Annotated in this window: 18 protein-coding genes, 1 tRNA gene and 2 pseudogenes; 18 read left to right on the top strand and 3 right to left on the bottom strand. The window is 51.2% G+C overall.

All coding sequences use genetic code 11. From position 1 onward, the window contains the following. Position 1: 1 nt before the first annotated feature. Together I2B62_RS17190 and I2B62_RS17185 are read left to right on the top strand one after the other, a co-directional pair. Complete coding sequence (locus I2B62_RS17190; RefSeq protein ID WP_195270270.1) at positions 2-1393, top strand: SLC13 family permease; 1392 nt, start codon at positions 2-4, stop codon at positions 1391-1393. Between the two features lie 326 nt (positions 1394-1719). After that, entirely contained in the window at positions 1720-2922 is a 1203-nt protein-coding gene (locus tag I2B62_RS17185; protein ID WP_195270269.1) for an MFS transporter, read from the top strand. 102 nt (positions 2923-3024) lie between these two features. On the opposite strand, the gene I2B62_RS17180 is transcribed toward I2B62_RS17185, so the two are convergent. Further along, positions 3025-3672: a TetR/AcrR family transcriptional regulator gene (locus tag I2B62_RS17180; RefSeq protein ID WP_195270268.1), complete on the bottom strand. Its 648-nt coding sequence runs from the start codon at positions 3670-3672 to the stop codon at positions 3025-3027. A gap of 142 nt (positions 3673-3814) precedes the next feature. Here I2B62_RS17180 and I2B62_RS17175 point away from each other — a divergent pair, with 142 nt between their 5' ends. Beyond that, complete coding sequence (locus I2B62_RS17175) at positions 3815-4960, top strand: uroporphyrinogen decarboxylase family protein (RefSeq protein ID WP_195270267.1); 1146 nt, start codon at positions 3815-3817, stop codon at positions 4958-4960. 10 nt (positions 4961-4970) lie between these two features. Continuing rightward, positions 4971-5117: a hypothetical protein gene (locus I2B62_RS17170; protein WP_195270266.1), complete on the top strand. Its 147-nt coding sequence runs from the start codon at positions 4971-4973 to the stop codon at positions 5115-5117. A gap of 377 nt (positions 5118-5494) precedes the next feature. On the opposite strand, the gene I2B62_RS17165 is transcribed toward I2B62_RS17170, so the two are convergent. Together I2B62_RS17165 and I2B62_RS17160 are read right to left on the bottom strand one after the other, a co-directional pair. Then, positions 5495-6964, bottom strand: coding sequence for an NAD(P)/FAD-dependent oxidoreductase (locus I2B62_RS17165; RefSeq protein WP_195270265.1), 1470 nt, complete (start codon positions 6962-6964; stop codon positions 5495-5497). Between the two features lie 103 nt (positions 6965-7067). Further along, on the bottom strand, positions 7068-8105 hold the full coding sequence (locus I2B62_RS17160) for an asparaginase domain-containing protein (RefSeq protein ID WP_195270264.1): 1038 nt from the start codon (positions 8103-8105) through the stop codon (positions 7068-7070). A gap of 179 nt (positions 8106-8284) precedes the next feature. Between I2B62_RS17160 and I2B62_RS17155 the strand changes: the two genes are divergently transcribed. From I2B62_RS17155 to I2B62_RS17095, 14 genes and pseudogenes are all read left to right on the top strand, one after another. Beyond that, positions 8285-9904, top strand: a complete 1620-nt coding sequence (locus tag I2B62_RS17155) for a hydantoinase/oxoprolinase family protein (protein ID WP_195270263.1) — start codon at positions 8285-8287, stop codon at positions 9902-9904. A gap of 122 nt (positions 9905-10026) precedes the next feature. Beyond that, positions 10027-10103, top strand: a tRNA-Arg gene (locus I2B62_RS17150). Between the two features lie 273 nt (positions 10104-10376). Then, on the top strand, positions 10377-11840 hold the full coding sequence (locus I2B62_RS17145; RefSeq protein ID WP_195270262.1) for an alanine/glycine:cation symporter family protein: 1464 nt from the start codon (positions 10377-10379) through the stop codon (positions 11838-11840). Positions 11841-11864: 24 nt separating this feature from the next. Next, positions 11865-12131: pseudogene (locus I2B62_RS17140) on the top strand (serine dehydratase beta chain); the annotation flags it as partial. 2 nt (positions 12132-12133) lie between these two features. After that, on the top strand, positions 12134-12256 hold the full coding sequence (locus I2B62_RS20715; protein WP_279354804.1) for a hypothetical protein: 123 nt from the start codon (positions 12134-12136) through the stop codon (positions 12254-12256). 104 nt (positions 12257-12360) lie between these two features. After that, complete coding sequence (locus I2B62_RS17135; RefSeq protein ID WP_195270261.1) at positions 12361-14214, top strand: histidine kinase; 1854 nt, start codon at positions 12361-12363, stop codon at positions 14212-14214. Then, complete coding sequence (locus tag I2B62_RS17130) at positions 14192-15019, top strand: response regulator (protein WP_195270260.1); 828 nt, start codon at positions 14192-14194, stop codon at positions 15017-15019. The genes I2B62_RS17135 and I2B62_RS17130 overlap by 23 nt, the downstream gene beginning before the upstream one ends. Before the next feature lie 243 nt (positions 15020-15262). Beyond that, complete coding sequence (locus I2B62_RS17125; protein WP_195270259.1) at positions 15263-17989, top strand: hypothetical protein; 2727 nt, start codon at positions 15263-15265, stop codon at positions 17987-17989. A gap of 326 nt (positions 17990-18315) precedes the next feature. Continuing rightward, entirely contained in the window at positions 18316-18594 is a 279-nt protein-coding gene (locus I2B62_RS17120; protein WP_195270258.1) for a zinc ribbon domain-containing protein, read from the top strand. 385 nt (positions 18595-18979) lie between these two features. Beyond that, positions 18980-19534, top strand: coding sequence for a hypothetical protein (locus I2B62_RS17115; RefSeq protein ID WP_195270257.1), 555 nt, complete (start codon positions 18980-18982; stop codon positions 19532-19534). A gap of 125 nt (positions 19535-19659) precedes the next feature. Next, a complete protein-coding gene (locus I2B62_RS17110; RefSeq protein WP_195270256.1) occupies positions 19660-20229 on the top strand; it encodes a phage antirepressor KilAC domain-containing protein in 570 nt (189 codons plus the stop codon). Continuing rightward, positions 20226-20840: a restriction endonuclease subunit S gene (locus tag I2B62_RS17105; RefSeq protein ID WP_195270255.1), complete on the top strand. Its 615-nt coding sequence runs from the start codon at positions 20226-20228 to the stop codon at positions 20838-20840. The genes I2B62_RS17110 and I2B62_RS17105 overlap by 4 nt, the downstream gene beginning before the upstream one ends. Beyond that, entirely contained in the window at positions 20837-21037 is a 201-nt protein-coding gene (locus I2B62_RS17100) for a hypothetical protein (RefSeq protein ID WP_195270254.1), read from the top strand. Before I2B62_RS17105 ends, I2B62_RS17100 begins: the two co-directional genes overlap by 4 nt. A gap of 9 nt (positions 21038-21046) precedes the next feature. Further along, positions 21047-21240: pseudogene (locus tag I2B62_RS17095) on the top strand (sigma-70 family RNA polymerase sigma factor); the annotation flags it as partial.

Genomic DNA, 21240 nt, shown 5'->3' with positions numbered 1-21240 from the left:
GATGAAAAAAAGACAGCTTTTGGGCTTGATCGTGAGTGTTGTTCTTTTAGCGGCCGTTTTCGTTTTGCCGGCCCCTCAGGGGCTTACCAGTGAAGGTTTTACGACCATTGGTATTCTGCTGGCGTTTCTGATGCTTCTGGTAACAGAGGCCCTTCCCATCGGTGTTATCTGCATTCTTTGTATCGCGCTGCTGCCCACGCTGGACGCCGCGGACAGCCTGAAAACCGCGCTCAGCGGTTACACCACCCCGATCCTGTACTTTGTGCTGGTGTCCTTCGGTATTTCGGAGGCGGTGGCCAGAGTACCGTTGTCCCGCCGGATTTTGATCGGCCTCATGTGGGTCTTTGGAAAAAATGTCAAGACCATCCTGCTGGCCATTATGATCTGCGCGGCGGCCATCTCGTCGCTGGTGTCCAATGTGCCCACCACGGCTATTTTTATGGGCATCGGTCTGGGCTTTCTGGAAATCTTTGAGTCGGAGGCCGACCGGAAGCGCACCGGCAAGGCCATCATGATCGCCATTCCGGTGTCCAGCATGATCGGCGGCATCATGACGCCTGCGGGCACCTCGCTGAACCTGCTGACCATGGATTTACTGAACCAGCTGACCGATATGAACATCACCTTTGTCCAGTGGATGTTTGTGGGCATCCCCATCGCCGTGGTGCTCCTGCCCATCGCCTGGTTTGCCATCATCAAGGCCTACAAGCCCGCGGAGGTCGGGCACGATAAAATCCAGGCCTATCTGGAGACCATCGCTGTGCCGGATAAAATCGAGAAAAAGGAGGCGATGGTTATCATCATCACGCTGGGCATGCTGGCCTTCTGGATCGCCAGCTCCTGGCTGCCGTTTCTGGATGTGACGGTCATTGCCCTGTTTGGCTTTGTCTGCTATTTTCTGCCGGGTGTGGAGGTATTGACCTGGAAGGGCTTTGTGAAAAGCGTGAGCTGGGAAGCCTTTTTCCTGGTGGGGACAGTGCTCTGCATTGCCAACTGCATTGTGGCCAACGGTGTAAGTGCCTGGTTCATCGACACGGTGCTGCCCGCTACCCTGAGCCTGCCAACCGCCGGCGTGGTGTTTACGGTGAGCATCCTGGTCTTTCTGATGCTGCTGGTCATACCGGTGGCGCCGGCGCTCATCGCGGTTCTGGCACCGGCCATGGTCAGCTTTGCGGGCACCACCGGTGTCAGCGCGATTATCCTGCTGGTGGCGATGGGCATCTGCGCCAGCAACTGCTACCTGTTCCCGCTGGATACGGTGCCGCTCATCACCTATTCCACCAAATACTACACCATGATGGACATGCCGAAATCGACGGCCTTTATCCAGCTGGCTCTGGCAGGCCTGGTGGCTGTGTGGGTGCCCATTGCCGGCGGTTTCATGGGCTGGTAGGGTGGCGGCTGTAATGGATGGAAGCTGAAATCTTTTGATTTCGGCTTCTTTTTTTATGTTTTGAATAGAAAATATAATATTATAAAAATAAAGTAAATTATAAAATTTGAAAGGATTATCCGATTGAGATTTTGTGTGAGATAACTTTAAAACAACCTAAAAAAGCCAAAAAATCGAAAACAACATTGAAACTTAATCGATAAAAATTATAAAATAATTAAAAAATACAAAATTTTAGTTGACAAATTGGCGGATAACGCATACAATAATATTGTAAATTTCATGAGGTTTATAAAAATTGATTGTGAGAAAATTTGGAGGGGAAAATGGAAAAAGCAGCAAAAGAAAGCTCTGGTTTCCGTTGGTTTATGTTATTTATTCTGTTGGCCAGCTTTACCGTCACCTTTATGACACGGTTTATCTGGTCGCCGCTCATTCCTACCATGAGTAAGGAATTCGGCCTGTCTGCCACCGAGGCGGGGGCTTATATGTCGGCCTTTTACACCGGCTATCTGATCACTCAGATTCCGGGCGGCATGCTGGCCGACCGCTTCGGCGTCAAGTTTGTTATGTCTATCTCGCTGCTGATCGGCGGCGTGGCCACCTTCTTCTTGTCCATGATGACAAGCTACGAGATGGGCTTTGCCCTGAGAGTGGCCACCGGTCTGGGCGCAGGCTGTATCATGGCCTGCTGCGGAAAGATGATCAGTAAATACTTCAAGCCGAACGAGAGAAGCATGGCCTTTGGGATTCTGCTTGTCGGCCCCACAGCCGGGCTGCTCTTAAGCAATTACATGGGACCGGTTCTGCTGAACAGCATGGGCTGGCAGGGCGCTTTCAGAGTGATCGGCATCATCGCCATGGTCATCGCGGTTCTAGTTTTTATACTGGTTAAGGGCGAAAAGGTGGATAAAAGCCAGATCGCCAGGGTTGGCTTTTTCTCAAGCCTGGGTGATGTCCTGAAAAACAAGGGCGTGGTGCTCGTAGGGCTGGCCGGCTTTGGCCTGATGTGGGTGTCTCTGGGCACCGCGACCTGGGCCAACGCCTATATGGGCTCTCTCGGGATTGAGAGCGCTGTGGCCGGACAGGTCATGATGCTTTACAGCGCCGGCGGCATCATCGCTTCGGTGATATCCGGCTTTATCGTTGACAAATTCCATCTGGACCGCCGTAAGTTCATCATGGGCTGTTACCTGGTTCTGGTGGTGATCACGGTTGTCTTTGGCCTGCAGACCAGCGTGGGCGCGCTGATGGTGACAGGCTTCCTGTTTGGCTTCTTCTCCTACACGGCCAACCCGCATCTCAACGCCATTGTCATTGATTATTCCGGAGCGGCCTTTTCGGCCACGGCCACAGGCTTTACCAATGTCATGTTCCAGCTGGCGTCGCTCATCGGGCCGCTGGTATTTGGCTTTATGTCTGACAGCACCGGCAGCTTTTCCTCGGTCTGGACCGCCATGGCGGCAGGTCCGCTTCTGGGGATTCTGGTTCTGCTGGCAGCTAAAAACGCCAAAAAAGCGGAGGAATAAAAAAACAGCCCTGCTTTTCTGGAAGCGGGCTGCGGACGATCAAAGAAGTGGCATAGCGCGAGACTGCGCCTTTTAAAGCTTTGCGACGTTGACCGCTCTCCTTTATACAAGGAAGTGAATATCATCGCAGCGGATGGTTTTGGCAGTGTTGATGCCCTTGTAAAGCATGGTGGTGATGGTGTTCTGGTCAATGCCCAGCAGTCTGGGAAGAATGCCGTTGATCAGGAAGATCACATCGTCGGTGGAGTCGTTGAGGGGCTTCTCGAAGAAATTCAGAAAATATTCCCGTCGGGCGCCAAAGTCGAGATAGAGGATGTTCTCAAAGTCATGGTCGGAGATCACGACGTTAAAGTCCTCCACGTAGCGGCGGTAGGTCTGGGTCGCGGTCTTGTTCATGATCCGGTAATTTGAGGTTTTCTTGAGGTTTTCATAGTAAAACCGGCGGTTGTTCGCGTCGCTGAAGATAATCTCATAGTAAATCCAGGACAGGATGGCGTGGCGCAGGATGGAGTTATCCAGCCCCTCCCTTGTCTGGTCGGTAATACGAAGGCTGATCTGGGTGAAAAACTCGGAGTAAATGTGCTGGACGATCTTGTCCTTGGTCTTGAAATAGTAGGTAAAAAGACCGATGGGGACATCGGCCGTGTCGGCGATCTCCTTGATCTTGGTCTTTTCGTAGCCCTTATCGTAAAACAGCTGCTTGGCGGTTTGATAGATCATGTTGCGGGTCTGAACCCCTTTTTCGTACATAAAGCGGCTCCTTTTCATTAGATATTTCATTAGAATATCACATTTCCGGGAAAAGGACAAGCATTATGGATGTGGATTAATTTAAATAAGCGTACAATTTTGGAAAAAATCAATCATAATTTTAAACATTACGAGGTGTAAAATGAGTAAATATCAGGAAAGCTTGGAAAGATGCCAGAAGGCAGTCAATCTTGAACAACCGGACCGCATTCCGGTTATCTGTAAGGTCGATCCGACCTTTGCCATCGAATACGCGGGTTTTGACATGAAGGAAGCCCTCTGGAATGTGGACCGCATCGCGGAGGCCTACTCTAAGGTTTACGAGGACTTCTATTTTGACGGCGGCGGCTACATGGGCCGTTTCCCGCTATTCTACAAGGTCATGCAGTCCAAATCCTTTGTGCCCAACGACAGCAACGGCTACGTACAGCATCCGGAGGTGTCCGGCTTAAACGCCGACGAATACGATGAGTACATCGCAGACCCTTACAAAACCATTGTCAACAAGGTAGTGCCGAGACTATACCCGGCGCTGGCGGCAGAGGGCATGGAGGGCGGCCTGAACTGGGCGCGGGCCATCAACGCCAACAACCGCATCATGGGCAAAATCGCGGCCGGCAATAACCTGGTGGCAGAAAAGTACGGGGTGCCCAACCTGCGCCGCGGCATCACCGAAGCCCCCTTTGACTTTGTGGCAGACCAGCTGCGCGGCTTTAGCGGCGCGTCCATGGATATCCGCCGCCACTCCGAACAGATCCGTCAGGCGGCAGAGGTCTCTACGCCGCTCATGGCCAAGCTGGCCCGTCTGAGCAACCCCACACCGGGCGGCAGCGCATCCATCTTCATGCCGCTGCACATGCCCTCCTACATGCGCACCAAGGACTTTGAGAAGCTCTACTGGCCAAGCTTTAAGGCGCTGGTGGACGAGCTGACCGGCGAGGGCTACACCATTCAGGTGTTCTTTGAGAAGAACTGGACCCGCTATTATGAGTTCCTTCAGGAGCTGCCAAAGGGCGTTATCGGCTATTTTGAGGAGGACGATCTGGGCGTGGTCAAGGAAAAGCTGGGTAAAAAGATGTGTATCATGGGCAACATGCCCCTCAGCATCCTGAGAACCGGCACCGTGCAGCAGTGTATCGACACGGCTAAGGAAATCATCGACAAGGCAGCCCCGGACGGCGGCTACCTGTTTACTACGGATAAATCCCTGCTCACCGTTAAGGATGTGAAGCCGGAGAATTTCCGCGCGGTCAACGAGTTTGTGCACGAATACGGCATTTATAAATAGGAGGAAAATCATGGAAATCAAATCAGAAGCAATCAAATCCTGGGAAGGCCAGGTTCAAAAGGGCATTGAAAAAGAAGAAAATACCGAAATCATGCAGTCCTTCTGGGATGAAAACGAGGATTCTGTTTTTCAGTTTGTCATGAGCCTGATGGTATAGGAAAAATAAAACGGCAGTACCTGCTTCAGGCACTGCCGTTCATATGATCAAAGAGGCGTCGCAGTCCGAGACTGCGCCTTTTATCCAGATAAGAAAAAAAGTCCAGGCATTGTGGTAAACGGCCAGGAATTGTGCTGCTTCAGCAGAACAGCCGGACACAGGCGAGATAAAGCAGCAGCTTTAGTGAGGACGATACAGGCTAGAGAGTGGTGCCTGCAGGACATTTTTTTCTTTCTTAGGTAAAAGGCTTCGTCTCTCGGATTTGTTGACATTTAAAACGGCAGCGTCTGCTTCAGGCACTGCCGCTTTTTCTGCGCTTTAGGATACAGACCATGCAGGAAAAGACTTATCCGCAGGGTTTGTATCTGAGCGCAGGCTTATTCATCCTTCATATGTTCCTCGATGTAGGCGACAATTTCATTTTTGCCGATGCGGTTGACGCCGCTGTGCTCAATGTCAAAGCCAGGGTCGATCTCGTAGCCCAGCTCTTTGGACATGACCTCTGCCACGCGTGGGCGGCAGAAGGTGCCCTGGCACCAGCCCATGCCGGCGCGGGTGCGGCGCTTGATCCCATCGATGGTGGTAACGGGAATGCCGCGGCGCATGGCGTCCAGAATGGTGGCCTCGGAGACCTGCTCGCAGCGGCAGACCATGCGCTCAGGATCGCCCAGCGGCAGGTCTAAGAGCGGCAGGATTTCCTTCATGGGTTTTAAGTCCTTCTTGGTGATGATGGGATCGCGGTGCGGGTTGAAGTCAGGGTCCTCACGGAGGTCAAGGCCCGCGTCCTTCAGAATCCCGGCGACCATCTGGGCGATGGCCGGTGAGGAGGTAATACCCGGTGACTGGATACCGGCAACGTTGATGAAATGCGGCACACGGCTTTCCTCGACGATAAAGTCGTCGGTGGTGCTGACGGACCGCACGCCGGTAAAGCTGCGGATAAACTGTTTGATGTTCAGCTTGTCGGTGGTCAGGGTCGCTTCCTTGAAAATCTTTAAAAGGCGTTCGGCGTGGGTGTCACGGTCGACGCTTTCCTCGTTGACTGCGTCCGGGCCGATGAGCAGGTTGTTGTGATAGGTCGGCGTGACGAGTATGCCCTTGCCCATCTTGGTGGGCATCTGGAACAGCACCTGGTTGATGGCAGAGCCGGAGCCGCGTACCATGAGCAGGTATTCGCCGGAGCGGGGCAGGATCTGGAAATCCTCCACGCCCACCATGGCCGAGATTTTGTCTGAGTACAGTCCGGCCGCGTTGACCACGTAGCGGGTGGAAAAAATCTGATCGTCGCCGGCGATGACGTCAAAGCCGGTTTCGGTCCGTTCGATGGCCTTCACCGCGGTTTCAAGATAGAGTTCGACACCGTTGGTTACGGCGTTTTCGGCCAGAGCAATGGCCATTTCATAGGGTGAGCAGACGCCAGCGCCCTTGCAGTACAGCGCGTACTTGACCTCAGGGTTCACATTGGGCTCGATTTCCATAATGGCGTCGTGGTCCAGAATCTCGAGGTCCGGCAGGCCGTTGAGGCGTCCGTTTTCCAGCAGGTCCTCCAGACCCTTTTTCTGTTCCTCTTCAAAGGCCAGCACCAGCGAGCCAATGGGCGCAAAGCCAAAATTCAGCTCTTCGTTCAGCTTTTCAAACTGCCTGCGGCCCTGGTAGCACACGCGGCCCTTGAGCTTGGCGTGGGCTTCGGCGTAGCCGCCGTGAACAATGGCAGAGTTTGCCTTTGTGGAGCCCATGGAAACATCGTTATCCTTTTCAAGCAGGGCGATTTTAAGATCATAACGGGAGAGCTCACGGGCAATGCTCGTGCCGATGATCCCAGCGCCAATTATTACAACATCGTACATTGATATTACCTCCTAGATTCGTTACCTTAATATATATCCTTATTTTATAACGAAAAACAGAAAAGATAAATGCAAATTTTTGCTAAATACGAATTATTTTAATTTACACAAATTCAAAGAACCGCTCAGCGCGCATGTAGTCAGCCGGATCGGTTTTTTTCTGGTTATAGGCAAAATAGAGCTTGGTGACCGCGGCCTCAAAGGAGATGTTCTCCAGCGGGATACCGCCCTGACCGATGAGGTCGTGGCCGGTGGCGTAGAGGTCGCCCTGTGCGTTTTTAAAGGAGATCAGGTAATGGTCGGTCTCCGGGTGGCCGGCGATGAAATCCGCCAGCGATGCCCCGTCAGGGCCTTGTGCGTTGCCGGTGGCGGAGTGGTAGAGGGTGTGCAGCACTGCGGCCGGCGGCGTGGCGCCCAGGTCGATATAGCGGTAATCCATGCCCGGATAGGCCCGCAGCGCCAGCACCTTTTCGGTGAACGCCGGCGTTTCGGCCCAGCCGGTGTGGTGTCCGCGGTTTTTCAGGGCGTCAATGGACGGGCTCAGCCTTGCGTTTCCGTGGGAAAGGCAGTGGTGGTCATTGACGGCAAAGGGGCGTCCGCCAAAGCTCAGGAAATTGTCATTGATCCAGTCGGCCTCCAGCAGCCGTGTGCCCAGATGAATCTGGGTTTTGCCGTCCTTGTTTTCGTAGACGGTAAAAACGCCCGGCAGGCCAGTGGTTAAGATGAAATCCACCGCGCCGCTGAAATTGGGCAGGGCGTTGCTGTCAGGGTGACCCAGCGGATGGTTCGAGCACACCAGTACAATGGGAATGGGCGTGGTGTCAAAAAAGTAGCTTAAGGCCGCCGCTGTGTAGGGCAGGGTATCGGAGCCGTGCGTCACGATAATGCCCCTGTAACGGTCAAAATCGACGGTTTTCAGGGCATCGATGATCTGGGACCAGTGGGCAGGCACCAGATTTTCACTCAGAATGGTAAAGGGGCGGCAGACCTCAAAATCGACCCGCCGGGACGCTGTTTTCAGGTAAGTCTGGATCAGGACATCGCCCTTTTCCGGGTCCACGTCAATACAGCCGTCGTGGATGGCGCTGCCGATGGTGCCGCCGGTTTGCAGCAGAAAAATATTTTGAATGGTGGGATACATAAGCGCTCCTTGATTTTCGTTTGGTTTTAGATTATTTTAACACAGAAAGGAAATGGAGACCACTGGTAAAACCAGAGGCAGCCGTGTGGAAAGAACGCGAAACAGGAGAGACTTTCAGGCAAATATTTGTTATAATGGGGACATTACAGACAGTTTTTAAAGACAGGAAGGGATTTTTGATGCAGACAGTATTAGGAATTGATACCGGCGGAACGTATACTGACGCCGTTTTACTGGAACAGAAAACAAAAAAAGTGCTGAAAAAAGCCAAATCACCGACCACCAGAGACCAGCTGGCCGCCGGCATTGGAAAGAGCATCCGGGGCCTTGGCCTGGACCCGGCAGACACCATTGAAAAGGTGGTTCTGTCCACTACGCTGGCCACCAACGCCATCGTCGAGGGCGAGGGCCGCCCCACCGGGCTCATCATCATCGGCGAGCTGCCAAAGGGCGAGCTGCCCGACGCGCACCGGGCCCAGGTTCAGGGAAAGGTCAACATCAAGGGGAAAGAGGTTATCCCGCTGGACGAGGCGCAGGTGATCGAGGCCTGCAAGGCCATCGCGCCCCAGGTACAGGCCTTTGCCGTGTCCGGTATGATGAGCGTGCGCAACGCCAGCCAGGAGCTGGCCGTCCGGGATATCATTAAAAGGCAGTGCGCCCTGCCCGTGGTCTGCGGCCACGAGCTCAGCAGCCAGCTGGGCTTCCATGACCGGACGGTCACCACCGTCCTCAACGCCAGCCTGATCCCCATCCTCGAGGATTTTATCCGCGCCGTGGAGGTGACGCTGGCCGACCAGGGCATTGACGCGTCCGTATATATGGTAAAGGGTGACGGCAATCTGGCCAGCCTCTCCTTTATTCGGGAAAAGCCCATCGAGTCCATCCTGTCCGGCCCGGCAGCCAGCGTTATCGGCGCGCTGAGCCTGGCCGGCTGCGGCGATGGCGTGGTCGTGGACATGGGCGGCACCACCACCGACAGCGGCATCGTTTTGGACAATACCCTGACCCTGGCGCCCATCGGCGCAAGAGTTGGCGACTGGCAGACCCAGATCGACTCCGCCCAGATCAATACCTGCGGCCTGGGCGGCGACACCCAGATCCTCCCGGTGGACGGCCGTCCAAGCCTGACAGGGCACCGGATTCTGCCCGCCTGCCGCGGCGGCCGCGAGGGCCTGACCCCCACCGACCTGCTGCACTATACCGGCGATTTTGAAGGCTGGGACCGGGAGCTGGCCCGGCAGGCTGTGGCCGCCCAGACAGACGGCAGCGCCGAGGCCTACGCAGACGAGGCCGGACAGCTGGTTCTTGAGACCATCAAAACCGGCGTGCTCAGCCAGTATGCGGCGCACGAGGTTCCCGTCATCGCCATTGGCGCGCCGGCCAAAACCTGGTACGAGAAAATTCAGGAGGAGACCGGCTGCACCGTAATTGTTCCAGAGCATTACGAGGTCGCCAATGCTGTGGGCGCGGCCATGGCCGCCGTGGAGGAGCGCGTCACCGCCTTGGTGCGCCCCGATGAGGAAAACGACGGCTACGTGGCCCATGTGGCCGGCCAGTGCAGAAGCTTCCAGGATAAAGACGAGGCCGTGGCCTTTGTAAAAAAGGAAGCCGGGGAACGGGCAGCAGCCGCCGCAAGGGCACAGGGTGCGCCGGATATCAGCGTCCAGGTGTTCTGCGACGACATCGTGGAAAAAATCGGCTGGCGGCAGCGTTACATCGAGACCCGCGTAAAGGCTGTGGCCAAGGCCACCACCCTCAAGCTGAAAATGCAGGAGGAGAAGGACGAAAGACGGCCATAGGGAACTTTGGCGGCAAAAGGCCCGCCGCATGAAATTTTTTAAAACTTTTTGAAAAAAAGACTTGCAATCTTTTGGAAAGCTGTTATAATATGAAAGGTAAGCACGACAGGTGCTCACAATGCGTGCCACTAGCTCAGCTGGATAGAGCGTTCGGCTACGAACCGAAAGGTCGGGGGTTCGAATCCCTCGTGGCACGCCATATACAGTCATTTCAAACACTGTCAGAATTCTATTTCTGACAGTGTTTTTTTATGGTTGATCGATTTAAAAAGCGTGAATGTGTTTAAAGAAAGAAGCGTTTTTTAAAACAAAGGCTCAAAAGCATCAGAAGGTAAATATCTGATGCTTTTTTCTTTTTGTATGTGCGGCAGTGACGATGGCGCAGGGCCAGCGGTTCGTTTGGTGTACTATTGGTGTACTTGGTGTGGCATGATTACTCCTGATACGAATATTTTAATCAGGAGGAGAATGTATGGAAGCTTTTATGACAATAACCGAAGCTGTGAAGAACCTGGTATGGAGCAATGTGCTTGTCGCGCTGTTAATGGGGGCAGGCATTTATTTTTCAATCCGGCTCAAATTTCCGCAGCTGCGTTTTTTCAAGGAGATGTTCAGAGTGTTAAAAAGTAAAGGCGGTACGGATGATGGGATCACGCCGTTCCAGGCCTTTGCCACAGCCCTCGGCGCGCGCGTGGGGGTTGGCAATATCGCGGGAGTCGCAACGGCGATCTTTTTCGGAGGGCCCGGCGCGCTGTTCTGGATATGGGCCTTTGGCTTTTTTGCAACCTGCACGGCACTGGCGGAGGCCACGCTCGGGCAGGCCTATAAAATAAAGGCCGGCAATGAATATTTGGGCGGACCAGCCTTTTATATTGAACGCGGACTGAGGTGTAAGCCGCTGGCTCAGATATTTGCGGTGATCCTGATCCTTGGGATCGGTATTTTAATGCCTGGAATCCAGATGAATGCCATTGTATCGACCTTAGAGAACGCTTATGCAGTCAATACACTCGTGACAGCTGTTATCGGAACAGGGCTTATTGGAATTGTTATCTGGGGCGGCATTAAACGGATCGGCCGTGTGGCGGAGGGGCTGGCGCCGTTTATGTGTGCCATTTACTTGTTGTTCGGCATCGCGGTCATTATTCAGAATATCACAAAGGTTCCGGATGTCCTTGGGATGATCTTCAGCTCTGCCTTTGGCATAAACGCTATTTTTGGCGGTATTCTGGGATCGGCGGTATCCTGGGGGGTGCGCCGCGGGATTTTTTCGACGGACGCGGGCTACGGCTCCGGAGGAATCATGGCCGCGGCAGCGGAAGCGACACATCCTGCAAAGCAGGGCCTGATTCAGGCGCTGTCGATTTACCTGAGTATTTTTATCGTCTGCACCATCTCCGGCTTTGTCATCCTTTTGTCTGGAATCTACAATGTGATGAATGAAAGAACCGGCGCGATGCTGGTTAACAATGCCCAAAATATTGAGCAGGGAGCCCTCTGGGTACAAACCGCGCTCAACAATTTAACACCGGACACACTCCTGTGGGAAGGTAAAATCCTGAGCGTCATCATCGCGCTGTTTGCCCTGACAACCCTGCTGGGGTATTACTACCAGATTGAAAGCAATGTTCGCTACCTGTTCAGAAACGTAGGCACACTGGGACGCGCAGTCCTGCGCGTGGCCTTTCTGGCAGCGATCTTCATTGGCGGGATCGCGGATTCCTCCATGCTGTGGAATGTGATGGACATCGGTGTGGCCTGCATGGCCTGGATCAATATTGTTGTGATTTTACTGCTCTCCAAGCAGGTGGCTAAAATCATGAAGGATTACGAGCTTCAAAAGAGAAATGGCATTGAAGAACCCGTTTTCGACCCGGCGTTGCTGAAGCTTGAGGATACCACCTCGGTATGGTCTAAGTATCAAAAGAAAAAATAAAAAAATGGATACAGGGGGAAGGAATTGAAAGAACTATCCGTATTTGACATTATCGGTCCAAACATGATTGGGCCCTCCAGTTCACATACCGCAGGCGCCTTAAGAATCGCGCTGCTGGCCCGGAAAATGGTCAGGGGAACCATCCAGAAGGTGGTGTTTGAGCTCTACGGCTCCTTTGCCCAGACCTACCGCGGCCACGGCACAGACAAAGCCCTGGTAGCCGGAATTCTGGGCTTTGGCACCGAGGACTACCGTATCCGGGATTCCTTCAAATATGCCAGAGAAGCAGGGCATTGACCGAGCTCTTTGGCGGCACCCCCCAGATGTGCCTGAGCGCCGCCAGAGCTGCGGGAGACAGCCCTTGGAGGGATGGCCGCAACGCCAACCGGCTGCGCGCTGTGTGCACAGATTTATAAAGACCGGGATGAACAGGAATAAAAACAAAGGCGGATACGATTGAATTCAAAAAATCTGTAAAATAGGGGGACGGCACCTTATATCAAGAGAACAGGAGGAAAGAATGAACAGGAATATCAATTTTTACAACAAAATAATTTATGGTATTCTTGCGGCTCTGTGCAGTGTGTTTCTTTTGGTGAGTGTTTTACAATATCAGCCTTATGCGGTGAATGCCATCGAGATCCGGCCTCAGAAAATTGAATTTGAGGGGGTTTACCAAACCGAAGGACAGGCCGGGCAAATAAAGGACGGGCAGATAGACGCAGAGCATATCGGAAACGAGGTAACGCTCCGGGGGCACTTTAAGCAGAAAATTGAAGCGGATACCATCCTTTTTTTTCGAATTTATCACATTCGTGTAAAAATGCTTCAAAACGGCACAGAGGTTTATTCCCACGGAAAAGAAGGAAAATACCCGGAGGTATATGACGCCTTAGGCGATTTATGGGATGACTATGCCCTGCGTCAAAGCATATCACCGGAGGACACCATTGAGCTTAAGCTTACGCACCCGGCCGGCCTGGAAAAATACCGGGCGGCAGAGGATTATAATTACTTTTTAGACAATATCTACAGCGGCAGCCTGGGTCAGATGATCCGTGCGGTCATTACAGATAACTGGCCCCATCTGCTGCTGTCGTTTTTTCTTATTGCAAACGGCATTGCGCTCTGGATCGGCGCCATGATTTTAAAATGCACAAAGGTGAATGTCAAGCAGATCATTTTCAATGGCGCTTATCTTTTTGTGGTGATGGGGTTATGGATGCTGGTCGGAGGGCGTTATTTATCAGTGCTGACGGCTTATAACGGCGTCATACTGTCTGCGGATTGTATTCTGTTGTTTCTGATGAGCGCCTTGATTTTCCGGTATATGGGCACGATGATTGAAAGCCGCCTGAAGCTTGTCATACGGCTTTTGGAGTATACCGCCCTGCTGATACTGGTACTCTATATGTTTTTTCAGATAGCAGGCATTATGGACGGATACACATTTCAAATAAAAATCTTTCTGTTTCTGTTTATGATGGTGCTGACCGCCTTTATATGCCTTTTGATTGAGTGCATGCGTTATAAGCGGCTGAGCTTAATGTACATGCTGTCATCGGGCGCTATACTGGCGCTCTATTTCCTGATTGGTATCTCAGAATTTTTATTGGCGATGCAGCAGAATGATAAATGGTGTGACATTGGAATTGGGATTTTTGCGTTGATGCAGATGCTTTTCATTGTAAGCTACATCCGGCAGAAATTTAAAGAGGCCGAACAGACAGAGGCCGTACGTCTTGAGCTGTCCGAAGCAAAGGTGCAGATGATGATCTCACAGATCCGGCCCCATTTTGTTTTTAATACCCTGAACGCCATTTCAGCCCTGTGTCTGGAAGACCCACAGAAAGCAGATGAGGCCATCGTGACGTTTTCAAAATATTTGAGAGCAAACATTGCCGTTCTGGAAAAGCAGAAGCGAATCTGCTTTGAGAAAGAAGTCGAGCTGATTAAAAATTATGTTTCCATTGAGCAGATGCGTTTTCAGGGAAAAATTTCAATAAAATACGCGCTTGAATTCACAGATTTTCAGGTTCCGATGCTTTCCATTCAGCCAATTGTTGAAAATGCGATTAAGCATGGACTCTCTAAAAAAAGAGAAGGGGGAGAGGTGACATTAAAAAGCAAAAGAGAAAACGGCTTTGCCGTCATTACCATTAAAGATGACGGTGTCGGCTATGATGTGAACAAAACGGGCCAAAAGCAGGGCTCTGTAGGGCTGCGGAACATTGAAGCCCGGCTTCATATTTCCAGCAAGGCCCGGGTGACGGTTGAGAGCGCACCGGGAGCAGGCACCTGTGTAACCGTGTGGATACCCATTGGAAAAGCAGAAGAGGAAGGAGAAAAAAATGAAGGTAATCTTTGTCGATGATGAAACAATGGCGCATGTTAAATTTAAGAGCTATGCCAAAAGAGCGGGCATTTACAATCAGGCGGCGCTTTTTTATGATTCAGCGGAAGCGCTTCAGTACGCCCGGCGGCATAAGGTGGATCTGGCGGTATTGGACATTGAAATGCCTGAAATTGGCGGGATAGAGCTTGGACGGCAATTAAAGAAAATGGATCAAAACATACGGCTTATTTATACAACCGGCTATGGCGACTATGCCCTGGAGGCCTTTGAAATCGACGCGATCGGCTATCTGGTAAAGCCTTATGGCTATGAAGAGCTGAAAAAAGAAATCGGGAAGGCGTCACGTATGCAGAATATTCGGGAAAACAGTGTTTATATTCAGACGATGCCCAGATTCGAGGTGTTTATAGACGGAATACCACTCAAATTCACACGAAAAAAAGTAAAAGAGCTCCTGGCCGTTCTGGTCGACCGCAAGGGCGCTACCCTCACGGCCGGCGACGCCATCGCAGCGCTTTGGGAGGACCGGCCAGAGGACCAGAAAACCAAAAATCTGTTTCGGACCACGCTCAAGCGGCTGTATGATTTTTTGGCGGAAAAGAAAATTCGTTTTATTCTGCAGGAAGACCCCGCATTAAAGGCGGTCGATGCCGACGCCTTTCAATGTGATTATTACGAGCTTATGAAAGGGGCAGAAGATAAAATACAAAAATACAGCGGAATCTATATGGAAGAATATGAGTGGGCTGAAAATACCAATGTCAGCATTCAAAATTTTATTGAAAAAATCCAGGATAAAAAAGCAGCGGAGCGGTTGAGATAAAGAGGCTTTGTCACTGTGATGGAAAGCCTGCCAAAGACTGTATTTTAATTTTTCAGCGCGGTGCCTTAAGACACGCTTGGCGGTAACGTCTTAGTCACGAGGAGGGCGTTATAATAACCGTATCAAGGAATCTATAGGCATTACACCAAAAAAAACGAAGGGAGGTGAAATTTTTCATAAGTTTTTGTGTGATAGGCTGAAGGATAGACTGAACAAACCACAGAAGAAAAGGAGGCAGTCGAGATGAAAAAGACGAATCGGTTAATCAGTTTGGTGATGGCCATTGCCTTGATGGCCGGAACGATGATGCCAGTCATGGCAGAGGAAGCAGGTGAAGCCGGACTAGAAGCTAGTTTCAGGATGCCAACGTCAATTGAAATACATGGTGACAGGTATAAATCGAATGTGCACCTGTTCGAGTATAAGGATGGCGTTTACTATTATGATGCGAATCTCATTAAAAAAAATATTAGTGATGCAAAAGGGATCTATAACGAATTGATAAAAACCTTGTCATGTTTTAAGGGTTATGACGGAGAGGCTATGGGACGGGGAAGTCCTTCAGTGATTTCTCAATGGGCGGATGTTGGCATTGCTGCTATGGAAAATTCAGGAATCGACCATAAGGATGTAGAACCTTCAAAAGGATATGGCATCATTTATGCCGAAGGTCTTTCAGGAGAAAGTTTAAGAGATTTAGAAAATAAAGCAGTAGAATGCATAAACGGCCATCCCGTACTTAAGGTTGAAAAGAAAGCGCTGGAAAATGAGACAAAAAGACAGCACTCAATTGGCGCAATTTACAATTATGAGCCAATTGATGGGCCTGAAAAAAGACGCAGTGTTTTAGGTGTCTATCTGTATAATTTCAGAGTGACACCAGTCCTTAATGATGACTATATTGGATGGGCCAGAGACCATGATAAAGCGGTATTTACCAATAATATCAAGGAGGACCAGAAAACGTCCACTGGCGCTGTAAACCATACCCCCATTGAGGTCCGAAATGACCAATGGGTACAAATCCAGAAGGCTCAAAGCCACACAAAAGAGGACAATGGAAGCTTTTCCCATTCATATACAGAGAGCACAAAGGTTAGTGTTGAAGCAGGGTTTGATGATTGGTTAAAAATAACGTCAGAATTGGGATTCACTGCGACGCAGGCATTCTCAAGCGGATGGAGTGAAAGTAATAGTACAACCTATTCAGAAGCCAAAAATACCACACAGTCCGTAACGCTGCCCGGCTATACCGGCGTCACAATGAAACAGAGCAACACTGACGGCACCTATAAAATCGGTATGGATACGCCTCTGGCACTTTCCTATGATGTCAAGCTGGTTTACTACGGAAACGATAAAACAGGAACAAGCGTCCCCAAAGTTTTGGCAACCTATGAGGGAAATCGATACCGCGGCAGCACAGACGCTCAGTCAGATCTGTTCCAGCGTGTTTATAATGGCAAAGAAAACCAGGGCTTACGCTATTTAACAGATAAAGCTGGTAAAAACCAGTACGCGTATAATGCAGAAGACACCGTTAACCGTGTGGCTCGGTTTGTGCCCTATTTTACAGCAGAAGAAACAGAAAGCAATGGATCCATCAAGGATACCATTATGGAAACCTGCGGCTTTATCCCGCTTCATCCCTTAAAGAGTGTGGATACCGTAAAAAACAGCCATGAAACAGAAATTAAAAAGGGCAGCCAGATTTATCTGAGAGATATTGAGCTTGCCGGATATCTGAATAAGCAGTACTCAGACGGCAAGGGCGGCACTGCAAAATATGCTACATTTAACGCGAGACAGGGCCACTGGGAAATCGTCAGTGGCGGTGATCGGGTGAAAATTGAGACCGACAGCCAGAAAAATCAGATTTTGACCGGGCTCAAGGAAGGCACCGCAGAAATTAAATATGTGATCGACGAGGATTGCTATAACAGTGCCGAAGATCATATGAAATTTGCCAAAAACAGCGAACTGGAGTCCACGGCATCCTACCGGATAAAAGTCAATAGCAGCCGGAAGGCCAGCGCCACACTCTATGATCTGAAGGCTTTAACCCAAACCGCAGAACCGATGGCAGAAGCCGCCACCCCCTGGAGTGAAACAGCAAAAGACGGCGTAATCCTCGGGTCAACCGAAGAAGGCGCGCCCGCCATCAATGCGATTCAGATTAATTCCCAAAATCCAGATCTGGTGGATATTGCCTGTACCACCGAAATGACCAGCGGACAGGAAATGATGACCACCGCGTCCGGAGAAGTCGCAGGCGATGAAAACAGACAGGAAGCCATTGAAGCGTTTGCGCTGCATAATCTTAAGGGCGAAGATGATCAGAGTGACATCTGCTACCGCGCTTATGTGCAGGGCGAAGGGTGGACCAATTGGGCAAGAAACGGCGAACTCGCCGGAAGCCACGGCTATGGCAAGGCCATTACCGCCGTGCAGACAGCGCTGGTTGGAAATTATGAAAGCGCACCGGCCGACGGCAGTGAAGCCCAAGACGCATACCTGGTAGCGCCAGGCTATGGACAGGTTAATTACAGTGCAGACGGCACAGCAGCAAAGGACGGCGAAGTCCTGGGCGATCCCGACAGTGATGCGCTTCTGGGCGATGTTACCGTCAGTACAGACCCGGCAAAGGCTGATTTAGAAGTTACCCTTGAAAAAGAAGGAATCGAAAAAACAGAAGCCGTTGCAATGAACCTGGCAGGCCATAAGGCAGATGCGTACGACCTGTATTATCGTGTCAACAGCGAAAATACCGGTTGGATGAGCTGGGCTAAAAACGGCGAAAAAGCAGGCAGTAAGGATCTCGGACGCGGCATTAAAGCCATCCAGATCATTTTGGTTAAGAAAGGAGAAACACTGGATCAGAATAAGTACAGCTATGATACCGTAGCCGCTTATGAAGAAAAACAGCCAGACGATGCACAGGCCCCCGCTGACATGTTCTCAGACAAGTGAAGCTCTGGAGACAGAGGCAACGGTATTAAGCCTTAAAGCAATCGAATTTTAGTCGAAAATAAAGATATTAAGACACTTTCTCTCTAAATATACACAGGGTACCAGCCCTTCCGGCACATTTGTCCTCCTTGGATTATAATGCTGGAAGACTGGTACTCTTCTTTTATGAAACAGGCCCCTGCTCCATGAGTCGTGGCCGCTTAGCAAAAAAGAATTTTCAAACAAAAGGAACAATAAATCCGATGAAGTACATCAACAGAAAAAAATATATTCCACATGATTTTAGCTTTAAGGGTAAACTTTTAGAATTAAAAAGAGAAGTTTTTATGGACAAGTATGGTAAAAAGAGAGCCTATCATTTTTTTACGATTCAATGGGGACTTTTCAGAAAAAAATATGTGTTTGTCGGATATTCCAGTCTGGATTTACGCTCCTATTATGAGATTGGCAAAAGTGTAAAGCATATTTCAGGCTATACGCTGCCAGAAAAAATGCATAACGATCATTTTGACGACCGGATTTGTATCGAATGTGGTGAGCGCCTCTTGAAGGACGAACGCTATTGTCCATACTGCGGCCACTATATGAGGCGTACCGCCTTTTGAACTCAATTTAAAGTACGAAAAAACTGGCAGCGAAAAAAATAAAGCAGGATGATTAAAGTACCCCGTCGCGGGTATAAATACTTCTGAACACACATACCTCTTACTTAGATTAAGCAAAATACCTAATCTCCCCCAATACTTTTCCTTTCAAGCGCCCCCGGTTATCGGAACCGGGGGTTTTTATGTCTGTCAATTGTTTCATATTACACCTTGTGCTTTAGTTTGACATAGTCTATAATAGAAATAAATACTAAAATTAAGCAAAAATTATTCTATTAAAAATATAAAATGGGACACTGGCTGTCACCCATCAAAACCCTGAAGGCCGTATACGTGCACGCGTATACGGCCTTCAGGGTTTTTTGTTTAAGAAAGAGGCGCGAAAATGAAAATACCAAAAGACGGGCTTGAGTACCTTTCACTGCTCATAAGCATACAGAACCACCCCGAAGATTATGAGCCTGTGGACACCGGCTATGAGGATAAGGAGGGGCGGGAGCTCATCGGCGAATATATTTTTCACGGACAGGCAGCCCGCAATACCTGCAGGCACTGCGGCGGCGCGCTCAAGCCCAAAAAGCTCAGCGTTGTGCGCCGCGGGGGCCGGCTGCACGTGGTCAACGGCCGCCCCAAGCCCGTGGAGGTGGAGGGCGGAAGGCTGATCCTGCTGTGGCTGTGCAGCCGCCAGTGTGAAGCCTGCGAAAAGAACCAGCGGGTGTTTCCGCCCAGTGTGCTGGGCTGGGTGCGGTACGCCTTGACCGTTGTGGTGCATGTGCTCACGCATTTGTTTGAAAACGATGAGCTTCTGCGCACAGGCCGGCTGCGCCGAAAGCAGAACCGGCCATGGCACACGCTGGGCTTTTACGGCGAGAACAACACCGTCTATCGCTGGCGCAGGCGCTTCAGGGATTGGTTTGAAGAAAAAATACGCCGGGAATAGCGAAAAGTAAAATTATTAAAAAAATAACCATTAACCGAAACTTTTTCGATTGGTAAAAGCGGAAATATTATTGTATCCTGTTACCTGTAAGACAAAATCATACTAAATTTTACAGGAGGTTTACAATGAATCGTAAACAGACAACCCCAAAAACCCAAACGGCCCCAAAAGCATTTAACCCATGGTGTGGTTCGTGCGCCCTGAAACAGGAGGATCGTATTTTAGGCGGCTTCGAGACCCTGCCCGACATCGATCAGCGCATTGAGCTGTGCTTTCTGGAAAAGCAGCTGGAGACCCTGTGGCAGAAGTATGAGGCGGCGGCTTTCTGCTATCTGAAAAAGACCGAGCCGCCGCGCCAGCCAGAGGAGAAGCCAGAGGGCGGCAATCCAGAATGCACTGTGGAGCAGCTGGCTCAAATGCTCCGGGCTCAGGGGCTGGACATTGGCCTGCACCGGCTGTACGCCTGGCTGCGGGAGAGGGGATATATCCGCTACCAGAATAACCGGAAGTACGCCCAGGTGCCCACAAGGAAAGCGCTGGAAGAAAAGCTCATGGTTGAGGAGGATCACATTAGCATCACGCTCTGCGGCCAGCTTCAGCTCAGTAAAATGCTCCTTCAGGAAAAGGGCACGGCCCCCCAAAGCGGCGCGCCTATGAGCCGCGGTGGTAAAAGTCTGGCCGATCTGGCCCGATGAACTACCTGACCGAGCTGCTGGCCTTTTACAAATGGCTGGAGGCCAACCCCCTCAGCCCGGTGCTTCAGGCCTACTGGCAGCTGCTTATGTACACCAACAACAAGGCCGCCGTTCTGGCCGACGACGGCCGGTGGTACTGGCCCATCCGCTTTAAGATCGCCAACAGCCGCGTGTGTGTGGCCCTGGAGCTTGAAAACCGGTTCCAGGTGGCGCGCGCAAGGGCGCACCTGGTGCGTCACGGACGCCTGCACTATCATCCGCACGGTGGAAACCGGGCCGGCGAGTACGAGCTCATCCCCTATGATACCGGCCTTTGCACCCTGTGGATAACCCAGGCCGAAACCGGATACCGCACGCAGGTATGGACGCAGTCCGGCACGCCGGCCGCACACATGGCCGCACCGTTAATAAATAATCTAAATCATAAACAAGCTTCTCTATTGTATTGTAATCAGGAGTCGCCGCCCAATATCCACGGCTTCAACCTGCTGCCGCCCCTCACCGATACCGAGAAAGCCGCCATTCAGGCCCTGTACCCAGATGACGAGGTGGCCGCCTTCGAGGCCATGTGGGCCGCCAGAGAGAAAAAGCAGAAAGGAGAGACATTATGAACCGATACGGAAAGGGACCCGGCATTGTGTGCCGCTCCAGAGCCTACCTGGTCGAGGCCGAGTGCCGGGCGCAGGTGGGCTTTTACGCCCGCAGCGCCGAAGAAGCCGAAGATGAATTTAACGAATTCAGCGCCGTGGTGGAAGATCAGTTTCCCGGCATTGTGCTTGAGATTACAGACGTCTATGAGGACGCGTAGGAGGTTTATTTGAGCGATTACAAAGCCATTGATGCATACGTACAGTGCTACCAGACAGGGCAGAAAAGCCCCAGAAACAGCCCAGAGCGGGCAGAGGGCAAAGCCGCCTGTGAGCTGCTGCTCATGACCTTTAAGCCGCTGATATTAAGCACCATGCAGCGCACACCCGGCATCGATCCCTCAGACTATGAAGACGCCTGCCA

The organism is Eubacterium sp. 1001713B170207_170306_E7 (genome assembly GCF_015547515.1).
In the GTDB taxonomy this organism is placed as follows: Bacteria; Bacillota; Clostridia; order Eubacteriales; family Eubacteriaceae; genus Eubacterium.
The sequence above is the reverse complement of the archived record's forward strand: the minus strand, read 5'-3'. Positions and strand labels throughout refer to the sequence as shown.

Coding starts and splice junctions, on each gene's coding strand:
- I2B62_RS17190 (WP_195270270.1), top strand. CDS start 2: ATGAAAAAAAGACAGCTTTTGGGCTTGATCGTGAGTGTTGTTCTTTTA.
- I2B62_RS17185 (WP_195270269.1), top strand. CDS start 1,720: ATGGAAAAAGCAGCAAAAGAAAGCTCTGGTTTCCGTTGGTTTATGTTA.
- I2B62_RS17180 (WP_195270268.1), bottom strand. CDS start 3,672: ATGTACGAAAAAGGGGTTCAGACCCGCAACATGATCTATCAAACCGCC.
- I2B62_RS17175 (WP_195270267.1), top strand. CDS start 3,815: ATGAGTAAATATCAGGAAAGCTTGGAAAGATGCCAGAAGGCAGTCAAT.
- I2B62_RS17170 (WP_195270266.1), top strand. CDS start 4,971: ATGGAAATCAAATCAGAAGCAATCAAATCCTGGGAAGGCCAGGTTCAA.
- I2B62_RS17165 (WP_195270265.1), bottom strand. CDS start 6,964: ATGTACGATGTTGTAATAATTGGCGCTGGGATCATCGGCACGAGCATT.
- I2B62_RS17160 (WP_195270264.1), bottom strand. CDS start 8,105: ATGTATCCCACCATTCAAAATATTTTTCTGCTGCAAACCGGCGGCACC.
- I2B62_RS17155 (WP_195270263.1), top strand. CDS start 8,285: ATGCAGACAGTATTAGGAATTGATACCGGCGGAACGTATACTGACGCC.
- I2B62_RS17145 (WP_195270262.1), top strand. CDS start 10,377: ATGGAAGCTTTTATGACAATAACCGAAGCTGTGAAGAACCTGGTATGG.
- I2B62_RS17135 (WP_195270261.1), top strand. CDS start 12,361: ATGAACAGGAATATCAATTTTTACAACAAAATAATTTATGGTATTCTT.
- I2B62_RS17130 (WP_195270260.1), top strand. CDS start 14,192: ATGAAGGTAATCTTTGTCGATGATGAAACAATGGCGCATGTTAAATTT.
- I2B62_RS17125 (WP_195270259.1), top strand. CDS start 15,263: ATGAAAAAGACGAATCGGTTAATCAGTTTGGTGATGGCCATTGCCTTG.
- I2B62_RS17120 (WP_195270258.1), top strand. CDS start 18,316: ATGGACAAGTATGGTAAAAAGAGAGCCTATCATTTTTTTACGATTCAA.
- I2B62_RS17115 (WP_195270257.1), top strand. CDS start 18,980: ATGAAAATACCAAAAGACGGGCTTGAGTACCTTTCACTGCTCATAAGC.
- I2B62_RS17110 (WP_195270256.1), top strand. CDS start 19,660: ATGAATCGTAAACAGACAACCCCAAAAACCCAAACGGCCCCAAAAGCA.
- I2B62_RS17105 (WP_195270255.1), top strand. CDS start 20,226: ATGAACTACCTGACCGAGCTGCTGGCCTTTTACAAATGGCTGGAGGCC.
- I2B62_RS17100 (WP_195270254.1), top strand. CDS start 20,837: ATGAACCGATACGGAAAGGGACCCGGCATTGTGTGCCGCTCCAGAGCC.